16 protein-coding genes and 1 pseudogene are annotated in these 17279 nt (G+C 55.1%); 7 read left to right on the forward strand and 10 right to left on the reverse strand.

What is annotated here, in order from left to right; all coding sequences use genetic code 11:
- Positions 1-4: 4 nt before the first annotated feature.
- The 3 genes from dusB to NY406_RS08970 are packed head-to-tail and all read right to left on the reverse strand — an operon-like array spanning position 5 to position 3144.
- A complete protein-coding gene (dusB, locus tag NY406_RS08960) occupies positions 5-1048 on the reverse strand; it encodes a tRNA dihydrouridine synthase DusB (RefSeq protein WP_260633783.1) in 1044 nt (347 codons plus the stop codon).
- A 15-nt stretch (positions 1049-1063) separates the two neighbouring features.
- The gene (gene recA, locus NY406_RS08965) at positions 1064-2104 is read right to left on the reverse strand and encodes a recombinase RecA (RefSeq protein WP_260533789.1); all 1041 of its coding nucleotides are present in this window, start codon (positions 2102-2104) and stop codon (positions 1064-1066) included.
- Positions 2105-2142: 38 nt separating this feature from the next.
- On the reverse strand, positions 2143-3144 hold the full coding sequence (locus NY406_RS08970) for an SDR family oxidoreductase (protein WP_260533791.1): 1002 nt from the start codon (positions 3142-3144) through the stop codon (positions 2143-2145).
- A gap of 172 nt (positions 3145-3316) precedes the next feature.
- Here NY406_RS08970 and NY406_RS08975 point away from each other — a divergent pair, with 172 nt between their 5' ends.
- Together NY406_RS08975 and tig are read left to right on the forward strand one after the other, a co-directional pair.
- Positions 3317-4621: a M16 family metallopeptidase gene (locus tag NY406_RS08975; protein WP_260533793.1), complete on the forward strand. Its 1305-nt coding sequence runs from the start codon at positions 3317-3319 to the stop codon at positions 4619-4621.
- Positions 4622-4824: 203 nt separating this feature from the next.
- Positions 4825-6105: a trigger factor gene (gene tig / locus NY406_RS08980; RefSeq protein WP_260533795.1), complete on the forward strand. Its 1281-nt coding sequence runs from the start codon at positions 4825-4827 to the stop codon at positions 6103-6105.
- Between the two features lie 88 nt (positions 6106-6193).
- Here tig and acpS read toward each other — a convergent pair whose 3' ends face one another.
- Together acpS and nadC are read right to left on the reverse strand one after the other, a co-directional pair.
- A complete protein-coding gene (gene acpS, locus NY406_RS08985; protein ID WP_260533797.1) occupies positions 6194-6547 on the reverse strand; it encodes a holo-ACP synthase in 354 nt (117 codons plus the stop codon).
- A gap of 8 nt (positions 6548-6555) precedes the next feature.
- Positions 6556-7448 (reverse strand): annotated as a pseudogene (gene nadC / locus NY406_RS08990) (carboxylating nicotinate-nucleotide diphosphorylase).
- Positions 7449-7641: 193 nt separating this feature from the next.
- Here nadC and folB point away from each other — a divergent pair.
- Together folB and folK are read left to right on the forward strand one after the other, a co-directional pair.
- Positions 7642-8046 carry a dihydroneopterin aldolase gene (gene folB, locus NY406_RS08995; protein ID WP_317618648.1) on the forward strand — a complete coding sequence of 135 codons (405 nt, stop codon included), beginning with the start codon at positions 7642-7644 and terminating at the stop codon, positions 8044-8046.
- A gap of 3 nt (positions 8047-8049) precedes the next feature.
- Positions 8050-8565, forward strand: a complete 516-nt coding sequence (gene folK / locus NY406_RS09000; RefSeq protein ID WP_260533799.1) for a 2-amino-4-hydroxy-6-hydroxymethyldihydropteridine diphosphokinase — start codon at positions 8050-8052, stop codon at positions 8563-8565.
- A 70-nt stretch (positions 8566-8635) separates the two neighbouring features.
- Here folK and NY406_RS09005 read toward each other — a convergent pair whose 3' ends face one another.
- The 5 genes from NY406_RS09005 to NY406_RS09025 form a co-directional block, all read right to left on the reverse strand.
- Positions 8636-9790: an ArsA family ATPase gene (locus NY406_RS09005; RefSeq protein ID WP_260533801.1), complete on the reverse strand. Its 1155-nt coding sequence runs from the start codon at positions 9788-9790 to the stop codon at positions 8636-8638.
- Positions 9791-9863: 73 nt separating this feature from the next.
- Positions 9864-12113, reverse strand: coding sequence for a hypothetical protein (locus tag NY406_RS09010; protein ID WP_260533803.1), 2250 nt, complete (start codon positions 12111-12113; stop codon positions 9864-9866).
- A 254-nt stretch (positions 12114-12367) separates the two neighbouring features.
- Positions 12368-12610 carry a bacteriochlorophyll c-binding family protein gene (locus tag NY406_RS09015; RefSeq protein WP_129050093.1) on the reverse strand — a complete coding sequence of 81 codons (243 nt, stop codon included), beginning with the start codon at positions 12608-12610 and terminating at the stop codon, positions 12368-12370.
- Between the two features lie 155 nt (positions 12611-12765).
- Positions 12766-13185 carry a chlorosome protein C gene (locus tag NY406_RS09020; protein WP_260533806.1) on the reverse strand — a complete coding sequence of 140 codons (420 nt, stop codon included), beginning with the start codon at positions 13183-13185 and terminating at the stop codon, positions 12766-12768.
- A 120-nt stretch (positions 13186-13305) separates the two neighbouring features.
- A complete protein-coding gene (locus tag NY406_RS09025; protein WP_260533808.1) occupies positions 13306-14523 on the reverse strand; it encodes a TRC40/GET3/ArsA family transport-energizing ATPase in 1218 nt (405 codons plus the stop codon).
- Positions 14524-14848: 325 nt separating this feature from the next.
- Here NY406_RS09025 and NY406_RS09030 point away from each other — a divergent pair, with 325 nt between their 5' ends.
- From NY406_RS09030 to holA, 3 genes are all read left to right on the forward strand, one after another.
- Positions 14849-15643: a dihydroorotate dehydrogenase electron transfer subunit gene (locus NY406_RS09030; protein ID WP_260533810.1), complete on the forward strand. Its 795-nt coding sequence runs from the start codon at positions 14849-14851 to the stop codon at positions 15641-15643.
- Positions 15644-15722: 79 nt separating this feature from the next.
- Positions 15723-16211, forward strand: a complete 489-nt coding sequence (locus tag NY406_RS09035; RefSeq protein WP_260533812.1) for a single-stranded DNA-binding protein — start codon at positions 15723-15725, stop codon at positions 16209-16211.
- 25 nt (positions 16212-16236) lie between these two features.
- Positions 16237-17277, forward strand: a complete 1041-nt coding sequence (gene holA, locus NY406_RS09040; RefSeq protein WP_260533814.1) for a DNA polymerase III subunit delta — start codon at positions 16237-16239, stop codon at positions 17275-17277.
- The last annotated feature ends 2 nt before the right edge of the window (positions 17278-17279 follow it).

Below are 17279 nucleotides of genomic sequence, written 5' to 3' on the forward strand. Positions count from 1 at the left end.
TGGTTTAGTAATTCAGAATCAGTCTGGGCGAATGATCGTTCAAATTTTCACCTCCCTCCTTCAGCAGCCCCTCGCGGTCAAGCGCTTCGCACGTTGCCTCGAACTCGCGGAGCAGCTCGACGATCACCGCCGGATCGGGTTCGCGCACCAGCAGGTTGCGAACTTTCGAGACACCGGGAAGTCCTTTAAGATACGTGGAATAGTGCCGACGCATTTCGAGCACGCCATGTTTCTCGCCCTTGTACTCCAGCGACAGGCGTAAATGCTCGCGCGCGGCTTCGATACGGTCGCGGTATGACGGAGCTGGAAGATGCACGCCCTCTTTGACCAGACTTTTCGCCTGCGCGAAGATGAAGGGATTGCCGATCGAAGCGCGCCCGATCATGATGCCGTCCGCGCCGGTTTCGGCGAACATCGCCACGGCGTCGTCCGCGCTCCAGACGTCGCCGTTGGCGATCAGCGGAATCGAGCACGCCTGCTTCGCTTTGGCGATACGCCCCCAGTCGGCCCGCCCCTTGTACATGTCGCTGCGCGTGCGCCCGTGCACCGCGACCGCCTGGATGCCAGCATCTTCGAGCCGCCTAACGGTGTCGGTGATATTGATCGAGTCGTGATCCCACCCGATGCGCGTTTTCGCTGTCACCGGCAGGCTGACGGCATTGACCACCGCCGAAGCGATCTCCGAAAGCTTCTCCGGCTCCTTCAGCAAGGCCGCGCCCGCGCCGCGCCCGGCCACCTTTTTCACCGGGCAACCAAAGTTGATGTCGAGATAGTCCGGCTCGTAGGTTTCGGCAATCGCCGCCGCCTCAACCATCGACTCGACCGTGCTGCCGAAAATCTGCACCGCGACCGGCCGTTCGTGGGCGTCCACGGTGAGCTTGCGGATCGACTTCTCCGCGCCGCGCCGGAGCGCTTCGGCACTGATGAATTCGGTGTAGACGATGTCCGCCCCGTGCTGCTTGCAGAGCTGCCGGAAGGCCCGGTCGGTCACATCCTCCATGGGCGCGAGGATAACGGGACGGTCGATGTCGATCTGTCCGATGCGCATGGCGCTTTGTCCCATTTATGCGGTTGGCATTCCGGTAAGCGTATCGCGAACCTGCTGGCGAATCGTGTTGCGCAGCGTCTCGTCCTCCTTCAGCAGCTTCTTGACATTCTCGCGCCCCTGACCGAGCTTTTCAGTGCCATAACTGAACCACGCACCTGATTTCTTGATGATGCCGAACTCGACAGCCAGATCGATGAGCTCACCCAGCACCGAGATGCCTTCACCATAGAGAATGTCGAACTCGGCAGTCTTGAAGGGCGGAGCGACCTTGTTCTTGACCACCTTGACCTTGGTACGGTTGCCAACCAACTCTTCGCCATCCTTGATCTGCGCAATCTTGCGGATGTCGAGCCGGACTGATGAGTAGAACTTCAGCGCCTTGCCTCCAGTGGTGGTCTCGGGGCTGCCGTACATCACGCCGATCTTGTCGCGTAGCTGATTGATGAAGATGCAGACGCTGCTCGACTTTGAGATCGCCCCGGTCAGCTTGCGCAGTGCCTGGCTCATGAGGCGGGCCTGAAGTCCGACGACGCTGTCACCCATCTCGCCTTCGAGTTCGGCCTGCGGCACAAGCGCCGCTACCGAGTCGATAACGATGATGTCAACCGCACCGCTGCGCACGAGCGTCTCGACGATGGAAAGCGCCTGCTCACCCGACTCGGGCTGACTGACCAGCAGGGCATTGATATCGACGCCGAGCTTGCGGGCGTAGGTCGGATCGAAAGCGTGCTCCGCATCGACCAGCGCCGCGATACCACCTGCTTTCTGCGCTTCGGCAATGGCATGCAGGGCGAGCGTGGTCTTGCCGGAGGATTCCGGGCCATAGATTTCGGTCACGCGGCCTCGCGGAAATCCGCCAACGCCTAGCGCATAGTCGAGCGCCATCGAACCGGTGGAAATCACCTGCACGTGCATGATGGCCGAGTCGTCGCCAAGACGCATGATTGCACCTTTCCCGAACTGCTTCTCGAGTGTCTCTATCGCGAGATTAAGCTGTTTGAGCCTGGCCGGATCGACGGCCGTCGGCTGTTGCTGCGGTGTTGTCTCTTTTTCCATAGGGGTATGCTCTGAATTTGTAAAAGTATGGCCCTGGTTTACTGCATAATGGCGCTTCGAAGCGTCTCCTCGAATGGGCGGTACGACATGCCAAGCTCGTGCACCGAACGCTGGTTGCTGTAGCGGGACGAATGCGCGGCCTGCCTGAGACTCTCGATGCTGATGAACGACGGACGCTGCGTCAGGAGCGACCAGAGTTCACCCCCGGCTCCAGCCGCCATTCCGGCCACTCCGCCGACCTTGTACGGTTTACCGCTCCGGCTGCCGGGCATCGCGGCGATCCGCTCGAACAGCTCGCGGAACGAGAGATTCTCGCCAACGATGATATAGCGCTCCCCCGCTTTTCCCTTCTGCCATGCGGCAATATGGGCGTCGGCCACGTCACGCACATCGACAAATCCTGTCGCGCCGTCGGGGCAGAGCGGGAGGCGGCCCTCGTAGATCATCCGGAGCACCTCGTTGGAACTGCTGCCGGGCATTCCCTGTTCGAGACTCTTGCCAATCACCACGCCGGGATTGACCATCACCACATCGAGCCCTTCGGCCACGCCGCGGCGGCATTCGAGCTCGGCCAGGTGCTTGGACTCCATGTACACGTTGTGACGCTGCCACTCGGTGAAGACGGTCTGCTCGTTGGACTCCGGAGCGCCGTCGTCTTTGTCTGACGAACCGACAGCGGCAATCGAGCTGGTGACGACCAGCCGCTTCACGCCCGCCTCCAGACAGGCATCGACAACGTGGCGGGTGCCGAGTACGTTGGTATCGTACAGCCGGTTGCGGAAATTTCTGGTGTAGGCAATCAGGCCTGCGCAGTGGAAAACTACCTCCGCGCCTTTGACCGCCTCGTTGACAGCGACCGGATCGTGCATGTCAGCCCGGACGATCTCGACCGGTAAATTGCGGAGAAACGATGCGTCCGATCCCTCCCGAACGGTAACCCGGCAGCGGACAGAGTCGCCGAGCCGTGCGATCATATCGACGAGAAGCCGCGCCCCTATGTAGCCGGTTGCACCGGTGATGAGAATCGGTATACTTGACATGAAAAAATGACGTGTCTGCAAAACCTTCCGTTTGGTCTTCCGTCCGCTTGTGGCGGCCCGGGAGATACCGCGGAACCGGCTGGAGCGCAATCCGTGCAGATGCGGCCCAGAGCCAATTTGTGCTTAATAATAAGAAGAATAACTTACATTGCACCCAAATCCATCCGCAATCGTGAGAAAAAATATCGTATCGCCCTCTATCGGCAACGCCACGCCCCCTGCAGAACGCCTCTCGACCGGCATTGTTGAAACTGGAACCCTGCCCAACGGCCTGCACATCGTCAGCAATCAGGTGCCCTGGATTCACAGCGTCACGCTCGGCTTGTGGATCAACGCCGGTTCGCGCGAAGATCCCGAGGGATTCGAGGGTATGGCCCATTTCATCGAACACGCACTTTTCAAAGGCACGCAAAAGCGTGACTACGTCGAGATTGCCCGCAGCATCGAAGAGACCGGTGGCTATATCGACGCCTGGACAACCAAGGAGCAGACCTGCCTCTGCGTCAGGTGCCTCCGGGAGCATCTGCATCTTGCTTTCGATCTGCTCGCCGATCTCTGCTGCAATCCGGTTTTTCCGCCCGACGAGATCGAGAAGGAAAAAGAGGTGGTGCTCGAAGAGATCGCCAGCGTGAACGACACCCCGGAAGAGCTGATCTTCGAGGATTTCGACCGCCGCACCTTTCCCCGGCATCCTCTCGGCACAGCGATCCTCGGCACCGAAGAGAGCGTCGAAAGGCTCACCGACGAGCAGATAAGAGACTTCATGCACCGCCACTACGTGCCGTCGAAGATGCTCGTCACCGCCATCGGCAACATCGATCACGATGAAGTGACCGGGCTGGCGGACTTGTTTTTGGGCCACCTGAAGGACTCGCCGCACGAAGATTCAGCGCGGCGGCTGTTCGATCTGTCAGCATACAAGCCATTTACAAAAACGCTGAAAAAAAGTGTCTTCCAGTCACAGATTCTACTCGGCGCGATCTTTCCGCGAGATGACCGGCACTTCTGGGGCCTCATGGTGCTGAACGCCATGCTGTCGAGCGGCATGAGTTCGATCCTGAACCTCGAACTGCGCGAGAAGCGCGGACTGGTCTATCAGGCCTACTCTTCGGTCTCTTTCTACGACGAGGTCACTGAATTCAATGTTTATGCGGGCACCGACAAGGGCAAAACCTCGAAAACCCTTGACACCATGGGCGAGCTTCTGACTGGTAACGTATTGAAAGAACCCGATCCGTCTGAACTCGTTGCGGCCAAGGCGAAGATGCTCGGTTCGATGATTCTCGGCATGGAAAAGATGACCCGGCGCATGTCGCACATAGCGCAGGATATGTTCTATTTCGGGCGATACCTTTCCCCTTCCGAAAAGGCCGGAATGATCGAAGGGGTAACGGCTGAAGAGGTGGCGCTGGCTGCCGCCGCACTCGGCATTCCCGAGCAGCTCTCGACTCTGGTCTACAAGCCCGGCGGCAGGTAACTTTCAACACTTGCCGGATCGGGGGGGGGGGGCACCACATTTAACTGAGTACAGAAAAAGCCGCTGAACGATCCGTTTTAAAAAGGCCTGAAAAAATAGTATAATTCAAGCTTTAAAATTTCAGGGATACTCTCTGTACCGATCCGCGCTTTCCGGCTCACCGGAAACGGAGAGACCCGCAACTTAACCGGTCACGAAGAGCCTTGCAAAAGAATATCACGAATGTCAGCGAAATCGCGCAGGAACTTGAAATTATTCTGACTGCTGAAGAGTACCAGCCCGAATATGACCAGCAGCTCGAAGAAGCGCGCAAGTCCGTCAGAATCAAAGGGTTCAGGCAGGGGCACGTGCCCGCGGGTATGCTCAAGCGCATTATCGGCCCCTCCATCGAGGCCGAGGTTGCCGAGAAGATGGCCTCGAAGCATTTCGCCGCCATCGCCGAGGAGGAGAAGATCAACCCCGCCAGCCGCGCCCAGATCGAGAGCTACAACTACGAGGATGGCAAACTGACCATCAAAATTTCCTACGAAATCCACCCCGAATTCGAGTTAAAGGATTTCAGCGACTACACCTTCACACAGGCCGAATACACCGTCTCCGACGAGGATGTCGATCGTGAAATCAAACTGATCCTTCGCGGCCACGGCACCATGGTGACCAGCGAAGAGGCTGCCGCCGAGGGCGACACGGTCATCGGCGACGTCACCAAGCTTGATGCCGAAGGCGCTCCCATCGAAGGCTCGAAGAACGAAAACCACCACTTCAACCTCGAATACCTCCCGGCTGACAACCCGTTCCGCATGGCCCTCGAAGGCAAAAAGGCTGGCGATGTGGCCGATGTCACCATCGAGCCAAAGGAAGAGGGCAGCGAAGCGAACCGCTTCCGCATCGAAATCAAAGAGGTCAAACACCTCGAACTGCCCGAACTGGACGACGAATTGGTCAAAGAAATCAGCCAGCAGCGCTTCGAGAAGGTCGAGGACTTCAGAAACGACGTCCGTTTGCAGCTCCAGGCCCATTTCTCGGATAAATCCGAGCATGATCTGCTTGAAGCCATTTCGTCAAAGCTCATCGAAGAGCATCCGGTGCCGACGCCGAGCGCCATGGTGGCCCAGTTCCAGAATATGCTGCTCGAAAACGCCAAGCGCCAGGTTGGCGGCCAGTTCCCCAAAGGCCTTGACGAGAGAGAGTTCTTCAACACGATGAAGCCGAATGCTGAAAAGCACGCCCGCTGGCTCCTGGTCAGCCAGAAGATCGCCAAAGAGAACAATCTTGAGGTGACTGACGAGGATATCAAGGCATTTGCCGAAAAAGAGGCAGAAAAGGAACCGTCACTGACCGTGGATCAGCGTCTCAACACCTACATGTCCTCCGAGTTCAAGGACTACATCATCGACACGATCCTGAAAGAGAAAATCTACGATGTGATCAAATCGAAGGTGACCATCACCAAAGAGGCCACGCCGGTTCCGGTGCACAACTGAGGTGATCGAGAAATAAGGCTCTCTGAAGCAAAAAGGCTCATCGACTGATGGGCCTTTTTTTATGTGCAACGGGGAATTTGCCGGATGCTCAGCGCGGCTCAAAGAGCGCCATCGCCACTGCGGAGTGGCGGTCATGGGAAATTGAAATACTGACTCTACCGGAAAAGGCGGGCTCGTGAACGCTCACGCGGGGCTTGCCCCTCTCGTCGTTCAACACCTCGATGGAGTGCCAGGTCAGTCCTTTGGCGATGCCGGTACCAAGGGCTTTCGAAACAGCCTCCTTGGCAGCGAACCGTCCAGCAAGGCTCACCACGGGATCGGGTTTGGAAAGGCACTGGGCCATCTCGGCTGAGGTCAGAATTTTCTTCATGAAGGCCTCGCCGAAACGGTCATAACTCGAACGGATACGAGCTATCTCGACGATGTCAACCCCGATCTCCATCGATGGGGTCAGGCACGCTCGATCTTCATGGACATATCGAGCGCCTTGACGCTATGGGTCAGCTCGCCGATAGAGATGAAATCGACGCCGGTCATGGCGACTTCGGAAACGTTGTGCAGACCGATGTTTCCCGACGCTTCAAGCAGAATGTTTCCAAAACCGTTCGCCTTGACCCAGCGCACCGCCTCGGCCAGGTCATCGACCATGAAGTTGTCGAGCAGAATCATGTCCGGGCGGCTGGCGCAGGCGCGAACCAGCTCGGAGATGCTGCGGACTTCGGTTTCGATCTTCACTGAAACCCCCTGCTCTGTGCAGTACGACTTTGCCCGTTTGACAGCCTCTTCCACACTTCCGGCAGCGTCGATGTGATTGTCCTTGATCAGGATCATGTCGAAAAGCCCGAAGCGGTGATTGGTGCCCCCCCAATCCGGACGGCATCCTTGTCGTAATAACGCAGAGCTGGCGCTGTCTTCCGGGTATCGAGGATAGAGGCGTTGGTGTGGCTGATCCGTTCGACATACATGTTCGTGCGGGTGGCAATGCCGGACATGCGCTGCATGAAATTGAGCGCCGTACGCTCACCGACGAGAATCGAAGCGATGCGCCCCTTGACTTCAAGAATCCGCTCTCCCGGATAAACCCGCTTGCCATCCTTGACGTACGCCGTGAATGCAAGCGCGGCATCCAATGACTGGAACACCTGTCTGGCGACCTCAACTCCGGCAATGATTCCTTCAGATTTGACTTCGATGTAACCAAGACCAAGCTGGTTCTGATCGACAGTCGCCTCGGTGGTGATATCCCCCTGGTAACGGTCCTCTTCGAGTGCAAGTTGCATGGCCTTCAACCTGCATGTCTCAAAAAACTCCCTGAACGCATGATTGGTTCTTTTTTCTGCCATAACTGCCAAATAAAAAAGAGGTTAGAGGAATCCACAAGACGCTCTGAGAACGTTAAATCTTGCTTATACAAGGTAATACTTTTTTGGTATTCACAATGTCTCACGGTACAAACCGGTGCCATTTATACCGGCTGTCAGGGACCGTTTTGCAATGAAGTTGCGAATAGGTTACATTCTTGCAGAATCCTCCTGAATGCTGATCTCTCGCCACACGACCATGAAGCTTCATCATCGTTCCTGTGTCAGGCTTGTCAACGCCGTTTTTTACGCCCGGCACGGTGTCCACGAAGAGGAACGCCGTCTCGGCGGACGGTATGAGGTCGATGCCGAACTTTTTTTTGACAGCACTGAGGCCACAGCTACCGATGATCTCTCGAAAACCATCGATTACGGGCAGGCATATACCATCATCAGCGAGGTTATGATTGCTGGAGAACCGGCGGCACTCATCGAGACGCTGGCCGCAAGAGCCGCGGCAAGACTGATTGAGGAGCTAGCCCTCGCGGAGAAAGTCACGGTGAAGGTGCGCAAGCGAGCTTTACCCCTTGGCGGGCTGTGTGATTACGCTGAAGCTGAACATGTCATTGAAAGGCTCTAAGCGATGGAGCCAGTTACCGCCTATATCGGCATCGGTTCGAATGTCGGAGACCGGCTCGACTACCTTCAGCAGGCCGTTGAACGCCTTGCGCAGTTGCCAGGCACGAGGGTGAGCGGAGCCTCACGGGTGTATATGACCGAGCCGTTCGGTGATCCCGACCAGGAACGCTATTTCAATGCCGTGATTGCAGTGCAGACATCGCTCGCTCCGGCCGACCTTCGCACCCGCTGCAAGGCAATCGAGCATGAACTGGGCCGCCCAGACCGGTACCAGCGCTGGAGTCCGAGAACCATCGATCTCGATATTCTGCTCTACGGCGACCGCTGCATCGAAAGTGATCTGCTCGTTATTCCCCATGCCGAGATGCACCACCGGAAATTTGTCCTCGTACCATTGCTCGACATCGCCAATCCGGTTCACCCCCACCTGCGCCACTCCATCGCCGAGCTGCTGAAAAGCTGCGACGATCACTCGGTTCCTGTAAGGCTGGTGGAGAAATTAAAGATCAGTCCGACCTGATTGATCTCCCAATAAAAAAAGCGGGCCACCGTGAAGTAGCCCGCTCTTGTATTAAAACCTCGATTTTCGCTCAGTTCGCGAAGGTGATATTCAGCGTACCCTGCTCGAAATCGGCACCTTCAGTCTTGCGGCCTACCAGCACGTTGGGCAGCACGATGCTCTTGCGGAAGTTGTTGATATCGACCAGCAGCTCGTCGCCCTTGATGTTCACCGCGAGCTTGTCCACCTCGACGTTCGGCAGATAGAGGCTGAGCACGTACTTGCCGTTGATCTTTTCGAGCGTCTGCGTCTTGTCGTTGGAGTAGAGCACCTCCATCGGATTGCGACCGCTGAACAGCTCCTGGCTCAGTTCATACAGCCTGTCGGTGCTGATCACCTCCTTGGAGGCCTGCATCGCCTTGAAAATCGGCACCGGATAGAAGCAGTTGTCGATCACGCGGAGATACTTGGCCTGCTGATCGATCAGGGACTGGAGGTACGGATCGCTGGAGTTCGAAGGGAGCACCTTGTTGACGACCGCCGCATCGAGCTTGTAACCAAACAGGTTGAGATAGGTCTGCACGCGCAGCGCTTCCTTGATGACCATGTTCTCGGGGTTGAGCACTACCCTGAAGGTCGTGATGCTCTTGTCCTGCAACATGCCGTGAAGCTCCTTCATGTGCCCGTTGACCTCGGGCATGAGCTTGAAAATGTTCTTTTTTGGCATGAATTTGGTGAGCAGTGGCGCAGCGAAGCCAATCGCCTTTGAATGCCAGCCGCCGATCTTTTCAGAATACCAGCCGTAGGACTCGGGCATACCGAGCAGACGCATCGTTTCGCCAGTCGGCGCGGCATCGACCACGACCGAATCGTAAAGGCCTGACTTGGCGGCTTTCCAGATGTAGCGAAGGCTGATCATCTCCTCCATACCCGGCACGATGGCCAGCTCCTCTGCGACGACTTCGTTCGCGCCGTCGTGCATGAGAATCGAGGAGAAGTAAGAGTACAGCTCGGTCCAGTTTTCCCGGATCTCTGCAAGAACGTTCACCTCCATGGCAAAGAGATTTTTCTCGATCTCCAGAGGAGTCGAACTCAACTCGACGCCAAACGCATCGGCCAGGCTATGGGCGACATCGGTGCTCATGATCAGCACGCGCTTGCCACTGCGAGCGATCGCTGTCGCTGTGGAAGCAGATACGGTGGTCTTGCCCACTCCGCCTTTGCCCAGATAAAAGATGATTCTCATGGTGTTGAAAAACTATAGTGTAAACTGACTGTAAACTGAATGCTTGCGTCCCTCAGGCTTATCGCCGTCAGACTTATCTGCCGCGCCGTTTGCCGCGACTGGCTTTCCCGGAAGAATGCCGAGGCTGTTCAGGCTTTTTCTCGATAACCGGCTCACTGGCCGGCTCCTTGATCGGCTCACTGACCACTCTACGAACCGGAATGTCGGATTCGATGGTCATATATTCTTGTGATACACCGGAACCTTCCACCTCCTCTATTTCACCAAGAGCTGAAAAGATAACCTCTTCAGAGATATCGATCTCTTCTTCCAGTTCAGCCTCGATTTGGGTCGTTTTCTGAGCAGGCACCTCCAGTTGAGGCTCAGGCTCAAGCATGGACTCAATTTCCAACTCAGGTGATACCTCCAGCTCCGGCTCAGGTTCTGCCTTGATCTGGATTTTCTTCTTCACCGGTACTTCCGGTTCAGGTTCAGACTCAGGTTCGAATTCCATCTCTGGCTCTAACACAGCCAACTCTTCCGGCTCCAAATCCACCTCAAGCTCAAGCGATACCACCGGCGTCGGCTCGGATTCAGGCTCAATCTCAACGTCAGGATCAAGCGGCGCCAGCAGTTCCGACTCAGTTTCAGTTTTGATCTGAATCTTTTTTCTGATTGACTCTTCTGGCTCAGCTTCAACTACAAGTTCGCTCTCTTGCTCTGGCTCGACGTCCGCCTTGATCTGGATTTTCTTTCTCCGGAGAGGCTCGGGCTCAGACTGCTCTTTACTGGAAACGCTTCCCGGAACTTCGCCAGACAACGCAGATTTAACCGCACCGCGTGATGCTTCGTCGTAACCCATCAGTTTCCGGGCAATATCCGCCTCCGCGCCACCGCCCTCTTCGGCTTTGATCACGAGCTTCTTGCGACGAATCCCGGAACCATTTTCGGTGCTTACGGCTGGTGATGCTTCGACTGGAGCGGGTGACGGTACATCACGCTCGGACTCGTCGTAACTCATCAGCTTCCGGGCGATCTCGTTGTCATCCTCCATCTTGATTGAAAGCTTCTTTCGACGCCCACCCGATTCCGCGCCTGAATCGCTGTCATCCGGAACGCTGCTGCGGGAAACCGGTGGACGACTTTCGCGGGAAGTGATCGGCTCGTCATTGCCTGCAAATAAATCGGCGCCAGCATGATTGTCATCATCTTTGATGCTGATCTTCTTGCGGCGGATCGTCGAACCGTCCTCATCCGGATCCTCCTCGACAAACGGCGATTTCCGCTCTTTCGAGACGCTGCGCTCCTCTTGGGCTGGTTCGTGCGCCGGTGGCCTCGAACTCTTTTTGCCACCGCCGCTGCCGAAACCGGTCATCTTGATGATCTTGCTGAGAGAACCAAGCACCCCATCGTTGGCCACTGCCGTTTTGATGGCGTTCATAACAAAACGCTCGGCCATAGGATTTCCGGCGATATTGGAGAGAAGCTCGTTCAGGGCGGTCAGCACCGTGGCCATGTCTCCAGGCACATGCTGCAAATCTTTCATCACCTGGTCACGCATCTTGAACGGAGCATCGCCGACCATATTCTTGATCTGTTCGGCAATCCGTTTCAGAGAGGCGGGATCGGTTGGCAGCATCGACTCCAGACCGCGCATGGCATCCTGCGGTCCCATGGAACGCGGACGCGCGCCGCCAGTCACCGGAGGCTGGTACGGCGGATAAGGCATTTGCGGTTGCTCATAACCAGCGGACGCACGATACTGTTCGAGCAGATCCTGCCCATAGCCAATACCGGCGTCGGGTGTCGGAGCCTGGGGAGTATCGAGTTGAAGCACGAGCTGTCTCGGAGGGCATATAGTCCTTGCTGCCTGAAAAATTCGGCCCGCGGTATCTTGGGGAATTTCCTGACGGTAATTGATACCGAGATAATCCTCGATGATCGATTCGATGAGAGTCTGAAGCTTGACGATGGTATCGGCCTCACGAATCTCGACCATGTCGAAAATCACGTAGATCGGCTCCTTGCCTTCACGACGGATCTTGAGATTCACGGTCGCGAATGCGCTGTCCTTGTTGCGACTGTTGACAGAAACAGCACCAAGGCTGAACCGGTCAAGAAAGTCCTTCGAAGCTCCTCGCGCCCAGAGGTAGAGGGCCTTGTCGGTATAGATCAGATAATCCTGATACACGATGTTACCCACCCGTTCCTGGTGAGACTCGTAAAACACTCCGTCAAAAAAAGCGATGGGAGTTTCACCCTCGCCTATCAACCGCTTCTGGAAAAACTCGGAGAGATCTTCCAGTTCTGTCTGTCCTGAGATATAGAGAGAAATATTAGCCATTTACCGCTTCCGGTCACGTTACCTGTAATACCCGTTCATCATCGATGGAATACCGAACAATTAAAATATGAAAACAAAAATAAATTACGTAACAAAGAGACAGAAAAGCAGGGCATGGCGGTCAGCGCCAGCCTGCGGCAGAAAACGCGGAAAACGGCAACAAAGAAGGAATTGCAAAGGAGGGCTTGTAAACAAAAAAAGCAGTGACGGCGCAAAACCTGTCACTGCTTCTTAAAATCGGCTGAACGGTTTGCTTATTTGGCAAACTTCGATTCAACTTCTTTGGTAGGAACGGCATAACCGGATACCTCGGGGGAAGAACCACGAAGGCTGCCACCGCCACCCATTGAACCATAGGCATTGCGGTTGATCCTCATGGTACCTTTGCCCAGCGAATCAAAAAGCATACCGACGGTTTCCCAGTGACCTTCGACCATAACCTCGAAAATACGGCCTGCGGCGGCTAAAATGTCGGTAAAGACACCTCCTCCACTCATAACTCCTCCTTTTGGAATTTAATTGACGGAAAAAACAAAAATGAAAATCGAAACTTTAAGACAAAAATAATCGAATAAACGAAAAAACACAAATAAAAGATTTTATGGGCCCATCGCCGCTGTGCCTTGGCGATGGTCACCGAGGGAAAACGGCCTTACTTGTTCCCGGTTGTTTTCTGGAATGAGCCAGCAATGTTCTTAACTGCCTCAGACGCCGAAACCCCTACATCGCCAACCGCTTTTGCCGCGTTGCTGGTCGCGTTTTCGACATTTTTCACTGCATCGTTGTACAGCTCACCAGCCGAACGGGACACGTCCTTCACGGTAATCGCAACGCGATCGATGGTTTCCCCAACAACTCCGCCCGAACCGCCAAGAATATTGCTGATACCAGATGCATCGACCAAAGAACCGACTGTTCCCGTAACCGTTTCGACAACGCTGCCCGCCACCTCAAGACCGCCAACGATGGCGCTCTGACCGGTCAGGAGCAGACTTTCCGCAAGAAAGGTCAGCCTGTCGGTAAAATCAAGTTCCTTGAAGTCCTTGCGAAGTTTCTGATACGATTCTGACATTGTAATTCTCCTTTTTACCGGAGCCTGTACAGCCCCCGGCTACTGGTTTTATGGTGAAATTTACAGTCGCTCAAAGCTAATAAAAAAATCAGCCATGCTCAAACACAAGCAAGCCATGCGTCATGCCTTGTTATACTCCCTCGTGCGGTGATGTTGCCCCTGCTTTTCGAGATCAAACGGAATATGAAGCCACTTGTCCTTGAAAACGGCATCGCCGGGCTCCAGACCAGTCAGACTGACCGGCAGAGTGATGATCTTGCGCTGGTTACCGATCTGCACGAACAACTCATCACCGGTCACCCACACGTCGATATCGACAGGGTTGGCGAACATGAGTTTGAGCTGAACTTCATACACATCTCCTTGGCGGACAAACTTGATCGGCGGCTCGTCATACATCATACCAGATGGATCGGTATCGCCGTAGATGTCATGCGCAAAGACCTCAAGCGACTTCACGCCGACAATCTCCTGATCGTACATTTTCAGCTTTTTGACTGGCAGCGGAGAGAACCCCTCCTCGATCTCACCGAGATATTTCTGCTGGATACCTTTCCACTTTTCGAGATAACCGCTGTTCTCCTGCGCGTCGAGAAGTTTGTTGACCAGCACCATATCGACCTTGAAACCGTAGAGATTCAGGTAGGTCAGCGCACGCATGGTCTCCTTGATTGACATCTTCTCGGCATTCATCACCAGTCTGACGGTCGACTTGACGTTGTCGGTCAAAATCTCGCGGATATCTTCGAGCTCGTCGAACACCTGATCGACCGACTCGATGGCATCTTCCGGAGGAATGTAGTAGGCAATCTTGTCCGACATCTTGGAAAGCGGCTTGCTGAGCGGGCGGACAATGTATTTGTTGACGTTCTTGACCGCCTTCATGCCCCACGAAAGAGTATCGGGCAATGAGAGCAGGCGAAGGGTTTCACCGGTCGGCGCCGTATCGAGCACGAGCGCATCATAGAGACCGGCGGATTTGTAACGTTTGATGCGGAGCAGAGAGAAAAGCTCCTCCATGCCAGGAAGAATCGTCATTTCATCTGCCATGACGCCGGAAACGCCCTGGGCCATGAAAACGCGGGTGTAGTACTTCTGTACAGAATGCCAGTTCTGCTTGAGGTCAACATAAGGGTTCACCTCGATGGCGTGAAGGTTTTCCTTGATCTTGGTCGGCTCGGCGCCAAGCTGAATGTTGAATGAATCGGAAAGGCTGTGGGCGGGATCGGTGGAAAGCACGAGGGTGCGATGACCCATTTCGGAAAGACGAACTGCCGTGGCGGCTGAGACGCTTGTCTTGCCCACACCACCCTTACCAGTGAAAGTTAATATTCGCATGAACCAGGCATTGGAAGTTTATTGTACAGCCAAGATTGTAAAGATATACTTCTGGCATCATTATGCAAAGGAACATTCACCACATCGCGCATGCAGAGCCGTACCACACTGCGACACAGCAACGCATTCCCGAACTTCTTAAAGTTATTATATGATTGTTTTTCAAACGTTTATTCTGATTAAGACAAGCGTTTACCAAGGATACTCATTTGCAAAATCCCGGCAGGGACTCTTAATTATTGTCAGATACTTTTCAAAAGCGGGACAGCTATAGACCAAAATCGTCCCGCTCGTCTGAAAATCGCAATCCGGAACACTCTCGCCCATGCTTAAAACCAGCACAATTTCCGACGTCAGAACCCGTATTTCAGCCATCAGGCCTGCTGGAGCTGACGTCTCGATCCTGTCGATGCCTTGCCCAGAAATCGCCGCTACAGCCCGGCCTGGAAACTTCGTCAACATCAAGGTCAGTGCTGGCGATCAACCCCTGCTCAGGCGTCCTTTCTGCATCCATAACGTGCAGGGCGGCACCATTGATGTCATGGTGAAAAACGTCGGCCGCGGCACGTCACTGCTTTGCGAGGCATCGTGCGGTGAAAGCCTGCTGGTGCTTGGCCCGCTCGGCAATTCGTTCGGCGTCAACACCGGTGATTTTGATTCCGCACTGTTAGTCTCCGGCGGCATCGGTACCGCTCCGATGCTCTTTCTCGAAAAAACGCTGGCCGCAGCTGGCATTCCATTCCATCACCTGGTGGGTGGCCGGAGCCGTTCCGATCTTCTGACCACCGGCCTTTCCAACGTCAGCACCTCGACCGACGACGGCTCCGAAGGATTCCACGGTAATGTGGTGCAACTGCTTGAAAAGCATCTGGCTGAACGGACAAATACCGGGCGTGTCAAGGTTTTCGCCTGCGGCCCCAACCCAATGCTCAAAGCGCTCGCCCTCTTCTGCCGTGATCGCGCCATTCCGTGCGAGCTGTCGCTCGAATCGATCATGGGTTGCGGCGTCGGTATCTGCTACGGCTGCATGATCGAACTCAGCAACGCCGACGGGGATAAGGAGAGCATTCTGCTTTGCCGCGAAGGTCCGGTCATCAACGGGAGCCGCTTTACCGCCTGACTTGAACAATAACGAATAATCATGTAGCTTGTTGGGCAAAACCAACAACAAGAGAATTGCATAAATCCCGCACAACACTATGGCAAGAGGTTTGAACAAAGTAATGCTGATCGGTCATCTCGGCAACGATCCCGAACGCCGCGAAACCGCATCGGGCCAGTCCGTCGTCAATTTCACCCTTGCAACCAGCGAAGGCTTCAAGGACAGCAGCGGCAACTTCCAGGAGCGCACGGAATGGCACCGGATCGTCGCATGGGGCAAGCTGGCAGACATTTGCAGCCAGTACCTCAAGAAAGGACGCCAGGTCTATATCGAAGGACGCCTGCAAACGCGCTCATGGGATGACAACAAGACTGGCGAAAAAAAATACGTCACCGAAATCGTATGCACCGATATGCAGATGCTCGGAGCGAAAGATTCCGGTGGCGGCACGAACGACGCTTCTTATTCGCAGGATCGCCCATCTTACTCGCGTCCGTCGAGGCCAGAGCCTTCGTCCGGCAATTACGGCGCAAGCCCATTATCTGGCGGAGCGCAGGAGTTCGAAAAAGACGACTTACCCTTCTGACCAGAATTTCCGGCACTGACCCCGCATGGCTGACCTGAAAAAACAGATTACCTCAGGAAAAATCGCTCCCGTCTATTTTTTTTATGGTCCGGAAAGCTGGCTCAAGGAGGAGATTGAAACACAACTGAAGGCGGCCATTTTCCCCTCGGAAAATGAAGCCGCCCTCAATACGCTTATCCTGTACGGCCCCGACCTCTCACTTGGCCAGATCGTTTCAGCGGCCTCCGAATACCCGATGTTCACCGAAAAAAAGCTGGTAATCGTCCGCCAGTTCGACAAGCTGAAAAAGGTAACCGGCAAAATGGAAAGCCAGCGACAGGAGGAGTCGCTCCTGAGCTATCTTTCCGATCCACCTTCATTTACCGTGCTGGTGCTCGATGCAGACGAGATCGAAAAAAAGGAGCTTGAAAAAGCCCCGTACAAGCATCTCAAGGCGTTCCGGCATGACTTCGGAGCCATTAAAAATGCTGATCTCTTCGCCGCCGAACGGGCCAAAGAGGCCGGATGGGAGTTCGAGCCAGACGCGCTGAAAACCTTCTCGGCCTACATCGAACCATCATCCCGGCTGATCTGCCAGGAGATCGAGAAACTCACGCTCTACGCGTCAAACAAACGCCCCGACCGCCGCATCACCCTCGACGACGTCTGCGACTGCGTGGGCATTTCGCGTAAGTACAACGTTTTCGAACTTGAAAAAGCGCTGGTTGGCAAAAATCTCCGGCAATGCAGCGGCATTGCGTTGATGATTATGGAGCAGGAGGGGCAGAAAGAGGGGCTCATGAACATCGTGCGCTACCTGACCACCTTCTTCCTGCGGATATGGAAGCTCCAGGCGCCTGGCGCACAGCAGCTCTCCCTTCAGGAAACGGCGGCGATGCTCGGCATGTATGGACGCCAGGAGTATTTCGCCAAAAACTTTATCGGCTACGCCCGCCAGTTCAGCACCACCGAAACCGAAAAAGCCATTCTCGCCCTGCGTGACGCCGACGCCGCACTCAAAGGCATCATTCCCTCTCCCGACGACAAATTCACCCTGCTCAAGCTGATGCAGCAACTCTTCAGTTGAGG

This window comes from Chlorobaculum sp. MV4-Y (assembly GCF_025244685.1).
Lineage (GTDB): Bacteria > Bacteroidota > Chlorobiia > Chlorobiales > Chlorobiaceae > Chlorobaculum.